This is a genomic window from Rickettsiales bacterium, assembly GCA_035765535.1.
GTDB lineage: Bacteria > Pseudomonadota > Alphaproteobacteria > Rickettsiales > JABCZZ01 > JABCZZ01.
Genome location: DASTXE010000001.1, coordinates 323,355 through 338,436, shown reverse-complemented (window position 1 = coordinate 338,436; position 15,082 = coordinate 323,355). Strand labels below are relative to the sequence as shown.

14 protein-coding genes are annotated in these 15,082 nt (G+C 43.0%); 4 read left to right on the top strand and 10 right to left on the bottom strand.

The window, feature by feature from the left end:
• Positions 1–6: 6 nt before the first annotated feature.
• The gene (locus VFT64_01710) at positions 7–3,333 is read right to left on the bottom strand and encodes an NERD domain-containing protein (GenBank protein HEU5046539.1); all 3,327 of its coding nucleotides are present in this window, start codon (positions 3,331–3,333) and stop codon (positions 7–9) included.
• Between the two features lie 210 nt (positions 3,334–3,543).
• Complete coding sequence (locus VFT64_01705; protein ID HEU5046538.1) at positions 3,544–3,930, bottom strand: hypothetical protein; 387 nt, start codon at positions 3,928–3,930, stop codon at positions 3,544–3,546.
• A gap of 170 nt (positions 3,931–4,100) precedes the next feature.
• On the opposite strand from VFT64_01705, the gene VFT64_01700 reads away from it, so the two are divergent.
• Complete coding sequence (locus VFT64_01700) at positions 4,101–5,081, top strand: hypothetical protein (GenBank protein ID HEU5046537.1); 981 nt, start codon at positions 4,101–4,103, stop codon at positions 5,079–5,081.
• Positions 5,082–5,488: 407 nt separating this feature from the next.
• On the opposite strand, the gene VFT64_01695 is transcribed toward VFT64_01700, so the two are convergent.
• From VFT64_01695 to VFT64_01680, 4 genes are all read right to left on the bottom strand, one after another.
• Complete coding sequence (locus VFT64_01695; GenBank protein HEU5046536.1) at positions 5,489–6,154, bottom strand: hypothetical protein; 666 nt, start codon at positions 6,152–6,154, stop codon at positions 5,489–5,491.
• Between the two features lie 22 nt (positions 6,155–6,176).
• Positions 6,177–6,434, bottom strand: coding sequence for an AlpA family phage regulatory protein (locus VFT64_01690; protein ID HEU5046535.1), 258 nt, complete (start codon positions 6,432–6,434; stop codon positions 6,177–6,179).
• A gap of 68 nt (positions 6,435–6,502) precedes the next feature.
• A complete protein-coding gene (locus tag VFT64_01685; GenBank protein HEU5046534.1) occupies positions 6,503–7,144 on the bottom strand; it encodes a hypothetical protein in 642 nt (213 codons plus the stop codon).
• Positions 7,117–8,379 carry an integrase arm-type DNA-binding domain-containing protein gene (locus VFT64_01680; protein HEU5046533.1) on the bottom strand — a complete coding sequence of 421 codons (1,263 nt, stop codon included), beginning with the start codon at positions 8,377–8,379 and terminating at the stop codon, positions 7,117–7,119. The genes VFT64_01685 and VFT64_01680 overlap by 28 nt, the downstream gene beginning before the upstream one ends.
• Before the next feature lie 248 nt (positions 8,380–8,627).
• Here VFT64_01680 and VFT64_01675 point away from each other — a divergent pair, with 248 nt between their 5' ends.
• The gene (locus VFT64_01675) at positions 8,628–8,804 is read left to right on the top strand and encodes a hypothetical protein (GenBank protein HEU5046532.1); all 177 of its coding nucleotides are present in this window, start codon (positions 8,628–8,630) and stop codon (positions 8,802–8,804) included.
• Positions 8,805–8,867: 63 nt separating this feature from the next.
• On the opposite strand, the gene VFT64_01670 is transcribed toward VFT64_01675, so the two are convergent.
• From VFT64_01670 to VFT64_01660, 3 genes are all read right to left on the bottom strand, one after another.
• Complete coding sequence (locus VFT64_01670; GenBank protein HEU5046531.1) at positions 8,868–9,419, bottom strand: hemerythrin domain-containing protein; 552 nt, start codon at positions 9,417–9,419, stop codon at positions 8,868–8,870.
• A 213-nt stretch (positions 9,420–9,632) separates the two neighbouring features.
• A complete protein-coding gene (locus VFT64_01665; GenBank protein HEU5046530.1) occupies positions 9,633–9,773 on the bottom strand; it encodes an entericidin A/B family lipoprotein in 141 nt (46 codons plus the stop codon).
• Between the two features lie 43 nt (positions 9,774–9,816).
• Positions 9,817–10,035, bottom strand: coding sequence for a hypothetical protein (locus tag VFT64_01660; GenBank protein ID HEU5046529.1), 219 nt, complete (start codon positions 10,033–10,035; stop codon positions 9,817–9,819).
• Between the two features lie 232 nt (positions 10,036–10,267).
• On the opposite strand from VFT64_01660, the gene VFT64_01655 reads away from it, so the two are divergent.
• Complete coding sequence (locus VFT64_01655; protein HEU5046528.1) at positions 10,268–11,446, top strand: potassium/proton antiporter; 1,179 nt, start codon at positions 10,268–10,270, stop codon at positions 11,444–11,446.
• On the opposite strand, the gene VFT64_01650 is transcribed toward VFT64_01655, so the two are convergent.
• Positions 11,441–13,819: a response regulator gene (locus VFT64_01650; GenBank protein ID HEU5046527.1), complete on the bottom strand. Its 2,379-nt coding sequence runs from the start codon at positions 13,817–13,819 to the stop codon at positions 11,441–11,443. The two genes, VFT64_01655 and VFT64_01650, sit on opposite strands and share 6 nt — an antisense overlap.
• Positions 13,820–14,022: 203 nt before the next feature.
• On the opposite strand from VFT64_01650, the gene VFT64_01645 reads away from it, so the two are divergent.
• Positions 14,023–15,081 carry an alpha/beta fold hydrolase gene (locus VFT64_01645; protein HEU5046526.1) on the top strand — a complete coding sequence of 353 codons (1,059 nt, stop codon included), beginning with the start codon at positions 14,023–14,025 and terminating at the stop codon, positions 15,079–15,081.
• Position 15,082: the final 1 nt, after the last annotated feature.

Sequence of the window (15,082 nt, the reverse complement as noted above, 5' to 3'; positions counted from 1 at the left end):
ATTAAGCTAACTGAGATGCCTCTCCTCCAATCTTGCAATTGCTTCTATTGCATCTCTTCCTACATATTTATCATCAACCATTGTTCTTAGAAGTGCTAAATCTATGATTTCCCCATACTCACCTAATACACTAATGCAAAGCGAACGGCTTCGAAATCCATCAAATTTAAAATCTCCATTATAATAAGATTGTTGTGCGTCAGGGTTTTTAATAGCTTGTCTGCATATTTCTGAAACTTCTTTCGGAAAGTTTTTTATAATAGATAAATCTTCTTGAGACTTTCCCAATCGTGCCAAAATATCTCTGTGGACATCTTCACACTCTCTAATTACATCAGCGGCTATACCCAATTCGTGTTGCATTAATATATCCCAAGACTTGCTGCAGGCTATCACGAGCTCCTTTTGAAGAAGACCGGGTTTATTAATCCAATAGAATATTTCAGCACAAGCTTTTAATGCCTCAGCTTTATTATTGTTGGCTGCAATATAGGGTAATGGACAATCTAAATAAGCAACTGCTGCATGGGCAATAAAAAAAACATTATTAGCTTCTTGTGGCATTACTTGTCTTTCTTCAGGAAGTTTCAGCCATCTTTCAATATAGGTACTTAATGTAGGGTCATTAAAAGCTGCAACTTCGGTTATTAATGCGCTAAGAAACATTAAATACGGTGGACTTGCTCCTCTTAATGCCATTGTTAAAACAATTTTTTTCTCTGTATCATGCATCTCATTAAAAACAGCACAATATGCACCATCGTATGGATGATCAAATTGTGAAAAGTAACATCTATTAGCATGATACCAGTATTCAGGTTCTTCAGTATGCTCTAAGAACTCTTTAATTTCCATTTTGACGTTTTCTATATGTTCTTGCTCATCCTCTTCCAAAGCTCCTAATGCCTTCAAGGCTTCCAGTACCATCGTAGAATAAATAATATCAATATTCTTTTCTTCTAAGATTGTCTCTAATACACTAATAAGTTCGAGGCGCTCTGGCTCTGGCACTTTCCAACAAGAATGTGCCGCGTCTAGAAGTGCAAGCTTTAAGTGATAGGGAGCATACTGCCAATTATTATGTAATATTTGGGGTAAGAATAATGGTAATATCTGATTGTCCCAATTGGAACGATCTAGAGTTAATAATAAATACAGCTGTCCATTAGTAAGATTTTCCGAAAATTGTTCTTGTATTTTTTGCGCTAAAATTTGAGTTTTCCTTTCTTTTGAAGAAAGTACAATACCGCTATGCACTGCATTAGTTATTATTGAAATAGCAGGTTTATTATCGTCGTATCCCCCAATATACGCGAAAGCAAATAATCCGCTCTTTAGAGATATTTTCTTTTCTTGTGCATACTCCTTTAATTCTAAGAATGTTGCTTTCAGCACAGAATCTGTCGTTTTTATGATTTTTAATACCGGGGAAAGATACAAGCCTTCAATATATATAAGATGTGGCAGTGCTCTAATAAGAGCACGTTCTTGGGACGACCAATTAGTTAGCTCTCCGGTTTTGACAGTAACATGTGGCCAATCTTCTTTATATTTAAGGCTGATATTTTGACTTTCCGTTTCAATTTTTGGTAGTAATAGCTCGAATTGATTCTCAATCCATTTTTTTGCATAAGTGCCGCATTCACCTGCCATACAACTTAAGATAATGCCTGTATCGGTGATATTGTTAAGCACTTGCTCAAGTAGGATTTGGTCATCTATTGCTCCTACGATTAAACTTTTTCTTCCAGAGTGCTTAGGAGAGCTTAGTGCAAAAAGAACTTTTTCTGAATTATGCGCAGCACTACGAATAACAGATTCTGCAATAAAGGCATTGAGAAATAATTCGTGCCCAAAGCTTACACGATCTCCAAAACGAACTATTAGACCCGAATCTAATAATGCATCAGAAGTAGCTTTAGTAATCTGCTGCTCATACTCAATTCGGTTAAAATCACGGATAGAAAGGCTGAAAGTGAGTTTCTCTGATAAATATGCTGCCAAATCTATAAGTGTTTGTACACCAGAAGAAGCAAATGAGTTCAATCTCTTGCATGCGTAAATATAGAATAAGGCAGAACTATTTGTATTATCTAGATTCGTTTTTCCAAGTTCACCAACAATTTTTGCTTCAAGCCCACTCTTTACCGCCTTTAAAATTGGTTCCAAAGAAGTTGGCAAAGTACCATTAGTTAATCCAGCAATTGTTTTCTTAAGCTCTAGGCTTGGTTCAGGGACCTCAATATTCTTCAAATTAAGAAGAGTAAATGTATCATGATCGTGCTGCGATGTTATGACAATTTTAGTAATATAACGTCGCGCTATTGCGGCTATACAACGAGCTAATCTATGCTGCTCAGTCTTTGGGCACTCATTGAAACCATCTAAAATAAATATTACTGTGCGGTTAAGCCTTATACAGGCCGAAAGGAAAAGAAGCCCAGATGAAGTGCTCAGTAATCCAAGCTCTTGATTTAATAATGTTTGAAATTGTCCCGTAAAATATTTTGCCTCAATTATAATGGGAATCTGTCCCCTTGCAATAGCCTGGATGCCAATTTCTTTTGCCAAAAGGCTTTTGCCACATCCTGATGCTCCTAGGAGCAAAATATCAGAGCCCTGTATTACTTCAGCCCTAACATCCTTTGATGATATGTTCCCTTTATCTGTTTTGCATGCAAAGGGGACTAGAGATTTCGCAATATGACTATAAGTATGCCCAAATGCATTACAGTAATCGGCTAGAAGTTTTTCATCCTCAAGCAATTTTAGATTTAATGCTGCTGCTAATGTCTCAATTTTAGTAAGATTATAATGCTTAGCAAAAGCCCTCCAATGCTCTAGGCTCCAACTTTCTTTTTGCTCATACTTAATTAAGTCCTCCAATAGAGGGAGCCCTCCTACCTTAACCTTAAAGTCTCCTTTAGGAATTGAAGACCCTATAGGAATATCTGGCGTAAAGATTAGTGCTGCCGCAGGATAATTTACTATTGTTCCTGAAAAAGCCTGCATCGCATCTCGTAAAGCGTGCTGTGCGTTTAGAGCTTGCACATACGGGTTATTAGAAATGGATTTCCATCCCGATGCAGTATTTACTTCCCAGCGCCCATTTTCTTTTCCTCTTATACAACGTGTATATCCCTTGGCCTCAATTACTAAGGTCATCCCACTTGTTGCTACAATAAGATCAATCTGGCGTCTATTAAGGTGCACATTAGCCAATATAATTGCACTAATGCCTTTAATAGATAATTCCCGAATGAGTTGCAAAATCACAATTCGTTCAGAGTCATATTCGATAGAAGCACCAATATAGAGTTCAATATTCTGCACTATCTATATCCTTAAAACTCTTACCAACTCATTTAAAACATCAGTAAATAGCAATATATATTGTTCACATATTACTCAAGCGGCTATAGAATTTTTTGTCTCATCATTGGATCTATCTTTGTCGATGAAAAATAATTCCTAAGGAAGATTGGAATATGGTTGTATTTTGAAGTGATCACAAGCAACCAAAATAGCAATGACGGTTAACCTCTAGCTCTTAAACCTTGAGCGCATTCTTTTTAAGAACTCCATTTCACTGATATCCCTAGTAATTCCACTAATCGCTTTTGCTTCATCAGGGCTAATATCACCAGATATTAAAGCAGCTTTAATATCCTCAGTCGTTAGACCTTCAAATTCAATAGTACGGCTGGCTGGAAGCACTTTAGATAGCACAAACTCAATAGCCCACCGCTCTCCTATATTGACAGATTCCCACAACTTTTGAATCGCCGTCTCCTTCATCAATTTAATGCGCTCTAGTGCTTCACGAGACGTCTTCCCTTTAGCGCCATATGGACGCCCTGGATTACCAGCCGCAAACCGTCCCTGTACATCCCGGCCCGTTATTTCCCGTTGATTATCGGTGTAGCTCATTTTGAAAGACTCGTCGCATTATTATAAAACAGGTATTTCCAACCTAATTATACAATCAATTCATTATATATCAATCTGTTGATATGTTCCAAACAGCGCCGTAACGTTACAGAGAAGAAGAAACTTCCTGTAAAAATCTGTATATTTTTCATTTTGTATAGGTTAGACGTGTGATTGGCCTTTTTTCAAGAGGCTGGGGCTTTTCATCCCCTTATCAAGCGCGGTTAAGACACCGCCGCAAGCGTGTCGCTACTCAGTATGGCTGGGTGGCGATTGCTATGTTCAAGGCGCAAGCCCAAAAGCATCGCGCCGTTTCGCTTGATACGGATGAAAACACCCAGTCGCCAGAGAAAAAAGTCTGGCGACTTTTTTGTGTAACTCTCTGTGGCAGTGGAATAATCAAAATGAGAACATTTTTAAAAATAACTTTGATCATTGGCTTGCTCACAAATGCAATGATTTGTCCTGTTTTTGCTCAATCTTCCACTTCAAAACAATTTGATTTCAAAGGTGTTGCTCTCGGAACATCTTTAGATGACTTCAGAAAAATGCACCATCCTGACGTAGGTAATCCTGATTACAAAAGCAAGTCTTCTACGGTAATATGCACAGGGGATAAAGTCCCGACACACAAGAATTCATCATTACGCGCAGAAGACGCCAGCTCACCGCTGCTTGTTCCATTTGATCCCGCAATGCTACGTGTCGATGAAACCGAAAAGAAATTGGGAGTAAAGAAATGTGTTTGGGTCAATAATTCTGCATTAGACGAACTTTTATTACCTAGCTCGAACCTTGGAGTAATCAGTCTCTATGGAACAATTACTTATAGTTTTAGCTTCATACCTACTCCTAAGGACCACACGCTTCGCTTCTATAAATTTAACGGAAGTTATTCCACGGTTGCTTATGGCATCGCGTTAGAAGCATTAACAAAAAAATTTGGAGAACCAACAGCTGCTACTACCCCAACTCCGGGAAGCAAAGATGAAGCCATATGGAGTAACAAAACTCAAACGATCAAAATAGAGTTATTATTCAATGAAATCATGCAAATTACTCTTATAGATAATGATTTAATGAATATATATGAAAAAGCGGAATTTGCTAGGAAAGCTGCGAGAGAAGCGGCAATAAAGAATCCTATTTAATTGCGACTTTAAACAGAGGCGTCCTATAGCACTATTCAAGGATCGCTTACTTTATCATTTCTTATCAATCTAAATAGACTAATTTAAAAGAACACTAACAATCTTTTAAATCCCCTGTTTAGTTACACATATTGTAGTTACACAAATAATAAATTTGGTACTGCTAAAAAAATTCCACTTTATAATTGCCGTAGCAAATTCAAGGGGGAAGTGCCCCCTTGAATTCTTCAATTAGAATTAGCCATCTAAGTCTTTTAGGACAGTTTTCACTTTGCCAAAAGTGTGTAATATTACTATTGTAGTGTCTACTTGAGTCTAAATATAGTATATTACACTTTTTCTTTCCCGATAGAAACCAGCGAGGGGTTAGATTTTTTACTCCTCATATGAATTCAGAGATGCGAAGTCTAGTAATTCGGTCTAGGAAACAACGGTGGCGGTGTATGTGGAACTTGAGGTGTTGTTGCTGGAAAGTGAGGCATAGCAGGTGGAAATACCGGCGGCACGGGTAAAATTGGCTGTGCTGCAGATGGTATAAAAGGCGGTGCAGGTAAAGCTTGTGGTGGCATAGGTAAGGAAGGCATCGGGTATGCAGGGTTTGTTGATGGAAGTTGTGCTGGCTGAATATGTGTCTGCAAATTTTCTACTTTGCTAAAACTAAGCCCTCTATAACTTTTGTGCCCCGGAATATTTCGCAAGTGCTTTGATAACCATGCCCTACAAATGCCTAATGTCATAGCGGCCTCAGCTTGGCTGCAGAAAACTTGGTTTGTTTGATTACACCTAATCACAGTGCTGTACCCAAGGCGATGATGTAAGTTAAGCATTGGACGGCTGTTAAGGTGTATCCATTCGTTTATTACTTTCTGTGCCTCAGTTTGAGTAAAACAAATTCTAATAATTTCAATTATCATAGGTTTAGTTTTATCTAAGCGCGGGTTTTCTCTAATATCGCTCAATGAGAGTAAAGAGCTAATTCTACTATGCCCAATAAAGATGTATTCTCCGGCTAGATTAGTCACAGTATAAACACCGTAGGCACTCTCTATTTGATTTAAAGTTAATTTAAACATTTTATCCTCCTAATTTTTATTATTAATTTGTGCGTGATGCGGCAAGATATGCTTCAATTTCAGGTAGCGACCATCGGCGCGTTTGCTTGCCAAACCTGACAGGTTTAGGAAAAGTTGGATCATTTTTCAGAAGTCGCCACAGCGTTGTGCGACTTAACCCAATCCTCACAGCAACTTGTGATGCTGATAAAAAAAGTTGTCCTGTTACGGGCAACGAGTTTGCGTGTGCAGTGAGCTGTAATAAAAATGAAGTTGTTTGTAACAATTTGCATTTGTTCATGTGATTCCTCCTTGTTTTGAACATGTTGTTCCTAACACAGGTTGTTTCAATCACTGACCTAAGTAAGTTTAGGGTTTTTTATTCCATGATAACAAATACTTGGAATCTTTTACAGCCGTGGCGCGATGATTCTGACTTGTTATATATGCTTCAACTGTTTTCCTGCCAATTCTGAATTGGCTTACTAGTATTTGAAGGTTTTCTTTATGCAATACGCGCCGTTTCTTCAGTTTTCTATACATCCTAAAGAGCTTCAATCTCTGTGTATGCGTAAGAAACTTCCCGATACGCCGTCCCTTAGTGTATGGGTACAGGTACCCACCTACTAAATCCGCAAGCATTGTTATCTCACCTGCACCAAGTGGCGCTTCCATTATCGCTCGCGCTAAATTACTACGCTCACTTTTCCCACCACGTGGCTTTAACCATCGCGCCACATCGTGCACAGCCTCTTCAATTGTTTCTGGTTTTTCTGCTTTTCTTGGTCGTCCATTTACCGGATTATAAAGCAGACCAGACACTAAATCCGCCAACACCTTTCTCTCATCGGCCATGAGTTCTTCTCTTGCAATCAGCATTTGCGCCAGTAGATCACCTCGCCCTAATCCATTATGATAGAAGTATTGCGCTGCCCGGTACACGGCATCACCAAAGGTAGTGTCGTACGAACAGCAGTGCATACTCAGTTTCCTCTCAAGAACTTTTCCCATGCGCTCATAATTTCCCGACGTTTTTCTAAAATATCCGTTCGCATATAGGCACGCTCCACACTGCCCATAATATCATGCGCCAAACACAATTCGATTATTTCACGGGGATAATCCGTTTTTTCACCTGCCCAGTCGCGGAAAGATGAGCGCAGTCCATGAGCGACTGCTGGACGCTTTGACTTGCCATCCACCCACCCCGGACAACCTGCTTTTATCTCGCGCTCATGCATACCATGCATATGCTTGGAAAGTGTCATGTCAGACAGCGCGCCACCTCTGACTGCAGGAAAGATATGAGTACTGCCCTCAAAGTGTGGAACTTGCTCTAAAATCTCGATCGCTCTGCTGCACAGCGGAACCCTATGTTCTTTTCTCATCTTCATCCGGTCAGCAGGAATAACCCATATCTTATCTCCAATGTTAATTTCGTCCCACACTGCCCCACGTACTTCACCACTACGGCAGGCCGTAAGCGTGAGGAACTCCAAAGCCATTGCACCAATGCTTTGCGATTTCCGCAATGTTGTATACCATTGAGGCAGGTCTTTGAGTTGGACAGCGGGATGATGAACTGTTTTTTGTATTTTGCCGGGAGCGGGCAAAATTTCTTTTAAGTGCCCGTTCCATCTTGCGGGATTATCACTGTTCTGACGATATCCTTTCGCCGCAGCGTAATTCAAAACGGACTCTATACGCCCTCGAAGACGGGAAGCCGTTTCAGTTTTTTTCTCCCATATCGGCTGTAAAACCCGTAAAATGTCGGACGAGGTTATATCATCAACGAGAATGCTCCCCATTTCTGGCAACGCATAAGTTTCAAGTGTGGCTCGCCATTGAGCGCGATGTTTTTGACTTTTATCCGTCAACTTTGTATCTAGAAATTCGCTGGTCACCTGCTGGAATGTCTTGCCGCGTAGAGATGCCGCTTTCAGAGCAGCTTTCTTGACTTTACGATCCACTACAGGATCAATGCCTGTGCGTACCTTTTGCTTTTCCGCCGCTGCTCTTTCCCTTGCATCTTTTAGGGATACTTCCGGGTATGGTCCAAATCCCAAGAATTGCCGCCTGCCCGCTATTGTGGTCCTTAGTAACCAGCTTTTGGCATTGTTAGGGGTAACTTGCAGTAACAGTCCTGGCACGCTACCGACAGCATATCTTTCCGGGTTGTTATTTTTACCGGAATGTTTAATGTTTTTGATTGCAAGGGCACTCAATTCCTTTGCGAGTTTTGGCATAGCTACACTCCTTCTTAGCTGCCAAAAAACTTACCACTCTTTTATACTGCTTGCAACATCTCGAACCATTAATAATGGGAAAAATTCTAAAAAATCAAAAAATTGCTTTACTGATTGCCACCCATTGAAACGGAGGGAACTACCCCCCTTGGCTGCTCTCCTCTCCGCCATTTAAATAGATTATACTCTGCTAGTCATATATTCTCATAAGCGATACTGCAGCCCTTGCATAACAGAGGAAAAAACCAATGTTTTGGATGATTATTCTTTTTGTTTTATTTGCGGGATTAAATTTCGGCTTACTCTTACCGACGCAAATAGCAATTATTGGCGCAGGTGTGTTGACGGTGTTTTTATGGCTTGTCTGGCGGTTGAAGTGGATAATCCTGGGCATTATTGGGCTTGAGGAATTTTTTGGCGGATGAAAACAAGAAAAGCGCCTCCTAGAAGCGCTTTTCTCAATTGGACCTCAAAAGATGCGTTGCTTATTAAGCCGCTGACTTCGCCTTTGCAGCCATTGCGGGAGAATCGGCAGGACCTTTGTTCTGAATGATCAGTTTTTCTTCCAGCGACACGGGAACGCCCATGGTTTGCAATTCCTGCTTTCTGGCCAGTAGCTGCAGTCCCAGCGCGTCAAAGTCGATATCCAATTTGTGTGCTTTGGAAAGCATGTCGCTTTCTTCTTCCTTGATATGGTGCCGGATGTTCTCTGAAAGCACGATGAATTTAGCATCATAATGTTCTTCCGTACCCTTCATTTGCTCAAGTTCGGCAATGAGCAGCTTGGCCACATGATGTTCCTCATCGGCCTCGGTCATAATACCAGCCTCCAGATAGGGGCGCACAGCCGGATAAAAGAGCTTTTCCTCGATCTCAGCATGGATTTTCAGCTCCTCAATCGCTTTCGCGATAATGCTTCTTCTTTCCTGAAAATCTTTTGTCGCTTCAAATCTGTCGAACAAATCCTTTACTGTGTCATGGTCCTTTTTGAGGATGGTAATGGCGTGCTTTTCATCAAAGCTATCAAGAAAATCTAACATAAGCTTCTCCTATTGTGGCATTAAGTAAGGTAATATCAAACTCGTGGTCCGCGGCGAGTCAGGACGACGATGATGATGATCAGCATCAACAGCCCGAATCCGCCCCCGACATAGGGACCGCCAAGATAGAAACCACCTCCTCCGCCACCGAGGAGCAAGAGGATGAGAATTATTAATAAAAGGTCCATGACACACTCCTGTTTTTATTTGGGATTAATAATGTTTATTCTGCTGGGCTGAATCCTCTAATTTCTGGCCGCCTTTCGAGATATCTTTCCCTGCGCCTTCCATTGTGTTGCAGGCGGCGGTAAGCAGCGGCAGGAAAAGGACAACAGCCATCGCAAAGCGTTTCATAAGAACCTCTTATTGTTATTGTTTTGTATAGTTGGCAGGCAGATTAGAAATCGCCTTTAATTTTATCTTTTAAATTACCGACGGCAGACTGAACCTTTCCGCCCGTTTTCTGAGCGGCACCTTTCACGTCTAGCTTTGCGCCTTTAGCGGCGATTTTTGCACTTCCAGTTGCCTTGCCTAAAGATTCCAGCCCCTTACCGGCAGCCTGTTTTATGGAACCCGATGCCTGATTTGCAGCACCTTTTGCACCTGTCTTATTCATAACGTTCTCCATCTTAGTGATTAACTATTTTCACTCTACTCAGGCGTGAATTAAAATTCAGTAAGACAGAAACGCTTAACTTATCTCTTTTTGGTAAAAATGACTGAATATCGTGTTATTATGTTACGTAAACAGCTTTCGGAAAAGCAACTTGCTGGCACTCTAAAAGCTTTATAAACAAGCATTTCTTTTTATAATTGCTATTAGAGAATCTGAAACAAATAGGTAAATAATGTTTTGGGCGGATCATATTATATTCCTGACGGCGCTGATTCTGCTTGTGGGCATCAGCGCGGCGATTTTTTCATCGCGTGTCGGTGCTCCACTGCTGCTTGCGTTTATTGCGGTGGGAATGCTTTTTGGTGAGGAAGGGCCTGGCGGTATCGTATTTAACGATATGAAAGTCGCCTACCTGATCGGCTCGCTTTCCCTGGCCATTATCCTGTTCGACGGGGGCATGCATACAACGTTCCATGACTTTCGGCATGTTATTAAACCCTCCTTTGCCCTTGCTTCTTTAGGTGTGCTGGTTACTGCCGGTATTACAGGTTTGGGGGCTATGCTGCTTTTACATATTCCCCTGACGCAGGGACTGCTGCTGGGTTCTATCCTCGCCTCCACGGATGCGGCAGCCGTTTTTATCCTTCTGTCCAATAGCGGCGTTAATCTGAGCAAAAAGCTGCTTTCCACATTGGAAGTGGAATCGGGGATTAACGATCCTATGGCAGTTTTTCTGACGCTTACACTCGTAGGGTTATTATCGTCAAACACCCCCGCCCCCACATGGTGGGAATGCCTGGCTTCCTTTTTCTGGCAGATGGGAAGCGGAGCCGTTGCCGGTTATTACGGTGGAAAACTATTGCTTCACATCGGGAACCGACTGCCTAAAGCCTTCGGACTTACTCCGGTGCTGGCCCTCGCGGGTGGACTCTTTCTCTACAGCGGAATGGTGTTATTACATGGCAGCGGATTTCTTGCCGTGTATCTGGCCGGACTTGTTATAGGAAATGGCAAGATTCACGATCAAACGATAATACCGCGTTTTCATGACGGGCTGGCATGGCTCTGCCAGATCATTCTATTCACGATGATAGGCCTGCTGGTGACGCCGAGTATGCTGATAAGCCAAATCGTACCCGCGCTGATAATAGCTTTCATATTGCTCTTTCTGGCACGGCCGGCAGGCAGCTGGATCAGTCTTTCCCCCTTCGATTTCACCTGGCGAGAGAAGAATTTTGTCTCTTGGGTGGGCCTTCGTGGGGCGGTGCCTATTTTCCTCGCGACGATACCGTCGCTTTCCGGTCTTGATAGCGGAAGAACTTACTTCGATATCACATTCGTGGTGGTGGTATCATCACTGCTTATTCAAGGCTGGACCGTAGCGGCCGTTGCCCGCTGGCTGAAGTTATAAAGAGTTGATAGCCTTCTCCAGCATTGTCTGGATATCTGCGGTTCTTACCGGTTTGTTAAGATAGTCGTCCATGCCAGCATTCAGGCATTTCTCCCTGTCTCCTATCATGGCGTCTGCGGTCAGGGCTACGATGAAGACTCTCTTTTTACCTGATTCAAGCTCATATGCGCGGATATGTTGCGAGGCTTCGAATCCATCCATTTCCGGCATCTGGCAATCCATAAAGATAATGTCATAACTGCCGGTCTTATATTTCTCCACAGCCTCTACCCCGTTATTGGCAATCTCCACAGCGCAGCCGTATTTTTCCAATATCTTGGACATCAGCATCTGGTTGACTTTAATATCCTCTACCAGCAAAGCGCGCAGCTTAAGCGCCTGTCTTGCTGCTCCCCCCTCTCCTGCTTTTTCCTCCTGGAAGGAAGCATTCTCAAGCACATGCTTGGTAATGAAGGGAAGCTTTTCGCCTGTCTTCTTACTGCGAGAAACCATCTGCAGCACAAGCTTTAAATGATTAGGGTACAGAGGCTTTATCAGAAAGCCGCACGCGCCAAGCGCTTCCATATCCTTAAACGGCTTGGGCTGCCCTAACGCAGTGACGACAATGATGCAGCTATTCTTCTTCGTTTCCTCATCCGCCAGCGTCTGTTCAATCAGTTCAAGACCGTTGCTGCCGCTATCTGCCAGATGATAATCCGCAAACACCACATCGTAGGGCTCTTTTGCACTTAGAAGCGTTTTTGCCTCTTCAGGCCCGCTACATACGTCGCATTGCACTTCGAGACTTGCAAGATAATGGGCAAGTATTTCGCAGCTAAGTGCGTAATCATCTATCACCAGCACACGCATTGCCTTGAGATCGGCAGCCCCCAAATCACTGGAAACAGGCACATGATTCTGCGCCTCGAGCGAGCAACGCACATTGAAATAGAAGGTCGAACCCGAACCGAGTGTGCTATAAACTCCAATATCGCCATGCATCATCATTATCAGGCGCTTGCTGATGGTCAGTCCCAGACCGGTGCCGCCGAATCTGCGCGTGGTAGACTCCTCAGCCTGAGAGAACCGGCTAAAAATATGCAGCTGTTTTTCTTCTGCAATCCCCATTCCGGTATCTTCAATTTCAAAATACAGGCGTACTTTATCCCCCTGCTCTTTTTCATGATGCACACGGATCAGCACGTGACCACGTTCCGTAAATTTGATCGCATTATTGGTCAGATTGGTAATCACCTGTCGCAGCCTTACAGGGTCGCCTTTTACCATACGGGGCAAGTTTTCTTCTATCTGCACCAGAAGCTCCACACGCTTTTCCTGAGTTGCAAGATACATAAGATCCGTGATTTCTTCGAGAAGCGCGAGCAGATCGAAACTGACGGATTCCAGCGTCAGTTCCCCTGCCTCTATTTTAGAGAAATCGAGAATATCATTAATCAGCACCAGCAGGCTCTCTCCGGATTTACGTACCACATCCGCCCAGCCGCGCTGCTCCGGTGTGAGCGGTGTATCCAGCAACAGATCCGTCATTCCCAGAACACCGTTCATCGGCGTGCGTATTTCATGACTCATATTGGCAAGAAAGTCCGACTTCGCCTTATTGGCTGCTTCGGCCTTTTCCTTAGCGACGGCAAGATCCTCTATGATAGGCCGCTGGCGGTCTTCAATATGACGCACCAGATCTTTCTGCATTGCCTGAAAAGCCTGGAACAATGCAACAAACTCCGAATTACCCTTCATTTCTATTTCATTATCGAAGTTACCTTGGGCGATATTTTGCGAAATCGTTATGCATTTACGAATGGGGCGAGTAACCGCAAGAAGCAGGTATAATCCGCTGGCCAGCGTAATAATAATCACCACCGCCTCGCTGATCGTGAGCAATCTGTTGGATTGGTTAATATCCTGCTTGGCGCTTATCACATAATCAAAACCGGACGAAAACTCACTTTCGATTAAGCGGTCGAAATTATTCGACATTTTTGTCATTAAGACTTCGATGTCCTTTTCGTTCCTTGCCTGTATGGCAGAGTGCATTTTCTTCAGGTCGTACTGAATATTATTAAGAAAAGGACGCGACTTTTCCGATACCAGCCGCTCCGACACTACATTCAGATCGTCGGTTATAGCATCATATTGTTTCTGAATGAACTCTTCATCCCACTGATTATCAGTCCGGAGATATTCCGCTAACTTCTGAAACTGTATCAGCGTATCCCTGGCAAAGTTACTGGCCATCAAAGGCCGGTCATAAATAATTTCTACCGCATCCGAAGACTCATTGATAATTTTATGAGAATAGAACAAAACACCGGATAGCACCGTTAGGTTGATTACGAATATCAATACTATCAGGGATTTAAGAGACAATCGCATTATGCCTTTATCCTTGGTGAATTTACATAACAACTATCGCGTGCTTATTTAGCCACGATGAACCCAGAGTTGCCAGTAAATTCCGACATAGTGAATTAGCTTATATTCCCCTTATATGTAGAATAAAGAAAACTGCCTCAATTTTAGGTCATCATGATTACCCTGTAAAATAGGGATAGGATAAGCTCCTGCAGGAGGTGATTATGATTTCCTACCGTTTCACATTTGCAATATGTGCGGCATTAGCGCTAATGCTTGGAGTTAGTTCCGCCGTATCTGCTTTACAGGTTGAATCTGCCGTTCCCTTACCGGTTCCGTGGCGGCATGGCGTGTGCACCGAACTTACTTTTCGGGTTGCCTTAAATCCAGATCAGCCGCGTACTCAAAAAATCCATGGCGTATATTGCATTCCCCGCGGATGGCAATTGCGTGAACGGCAACTGGATATATTAACGGCGGGGGCAACCTATAGCCATCTCTATTGGAACTGGCCGCAAACTCCGCTACTTTATTCATATGTTGAAAAGACTTTAAGGGTAAACCGCTCCGTATTCATCTATGATCGCCTTGGAAGTGGAAAAAGCAGCCACCCCTCAAGCACTCTCATTTCCATGGATGCAGATGCCTATATTCTGCATGAGCTGATTAGCCATTTTTATCATGAAGGATATAAACGGATCAATTCTATCGGCCATTCCTACGGCTCAGGAATTGCTATGCATGAAGCTGCTGTTTATCAAGATGTAGGATGTCTTGTATTGACCGGATATCTGCATGCCCCAAGAAACGCGGTCGTAGCTGATGCAACCTATCCTGCCGCGCAAGATCCGCAGTTTGCAGGGCAAGAACTCGATAATGGTTATCTGACGACCAAACCAGGAACGCGCGCAACATCTTTTTATTCCGCCTCTGCCGACCCTGGCGTCATTGCGTTTGATGAAGCCCATAAAGACCTCGTCAGTGCAACCGGTTTCGGAGGTTTCTTCGGTGACCGCACTGTCGCCGCCGGAAGTAATCTTTCCAATAGCATTAAAGCGCCTGTTTTGCTGGTGGTGGGAGAACTTGATGCTACGGGATGTTTTCAAGGCAGCGGAATCGATTGCACGCATAAGGACGCCGTGCTTGCACACGAAAAACCCTACTACACAAGCGCCGCCAGCCTTGAGGTGGATACGATTGCTGACACCGGGCATGATTTGACACTGCATCCTACGGCTGAGCAGTCTTTTGAAATTATTAATTCGTGGTTAAACAAGCAATAAA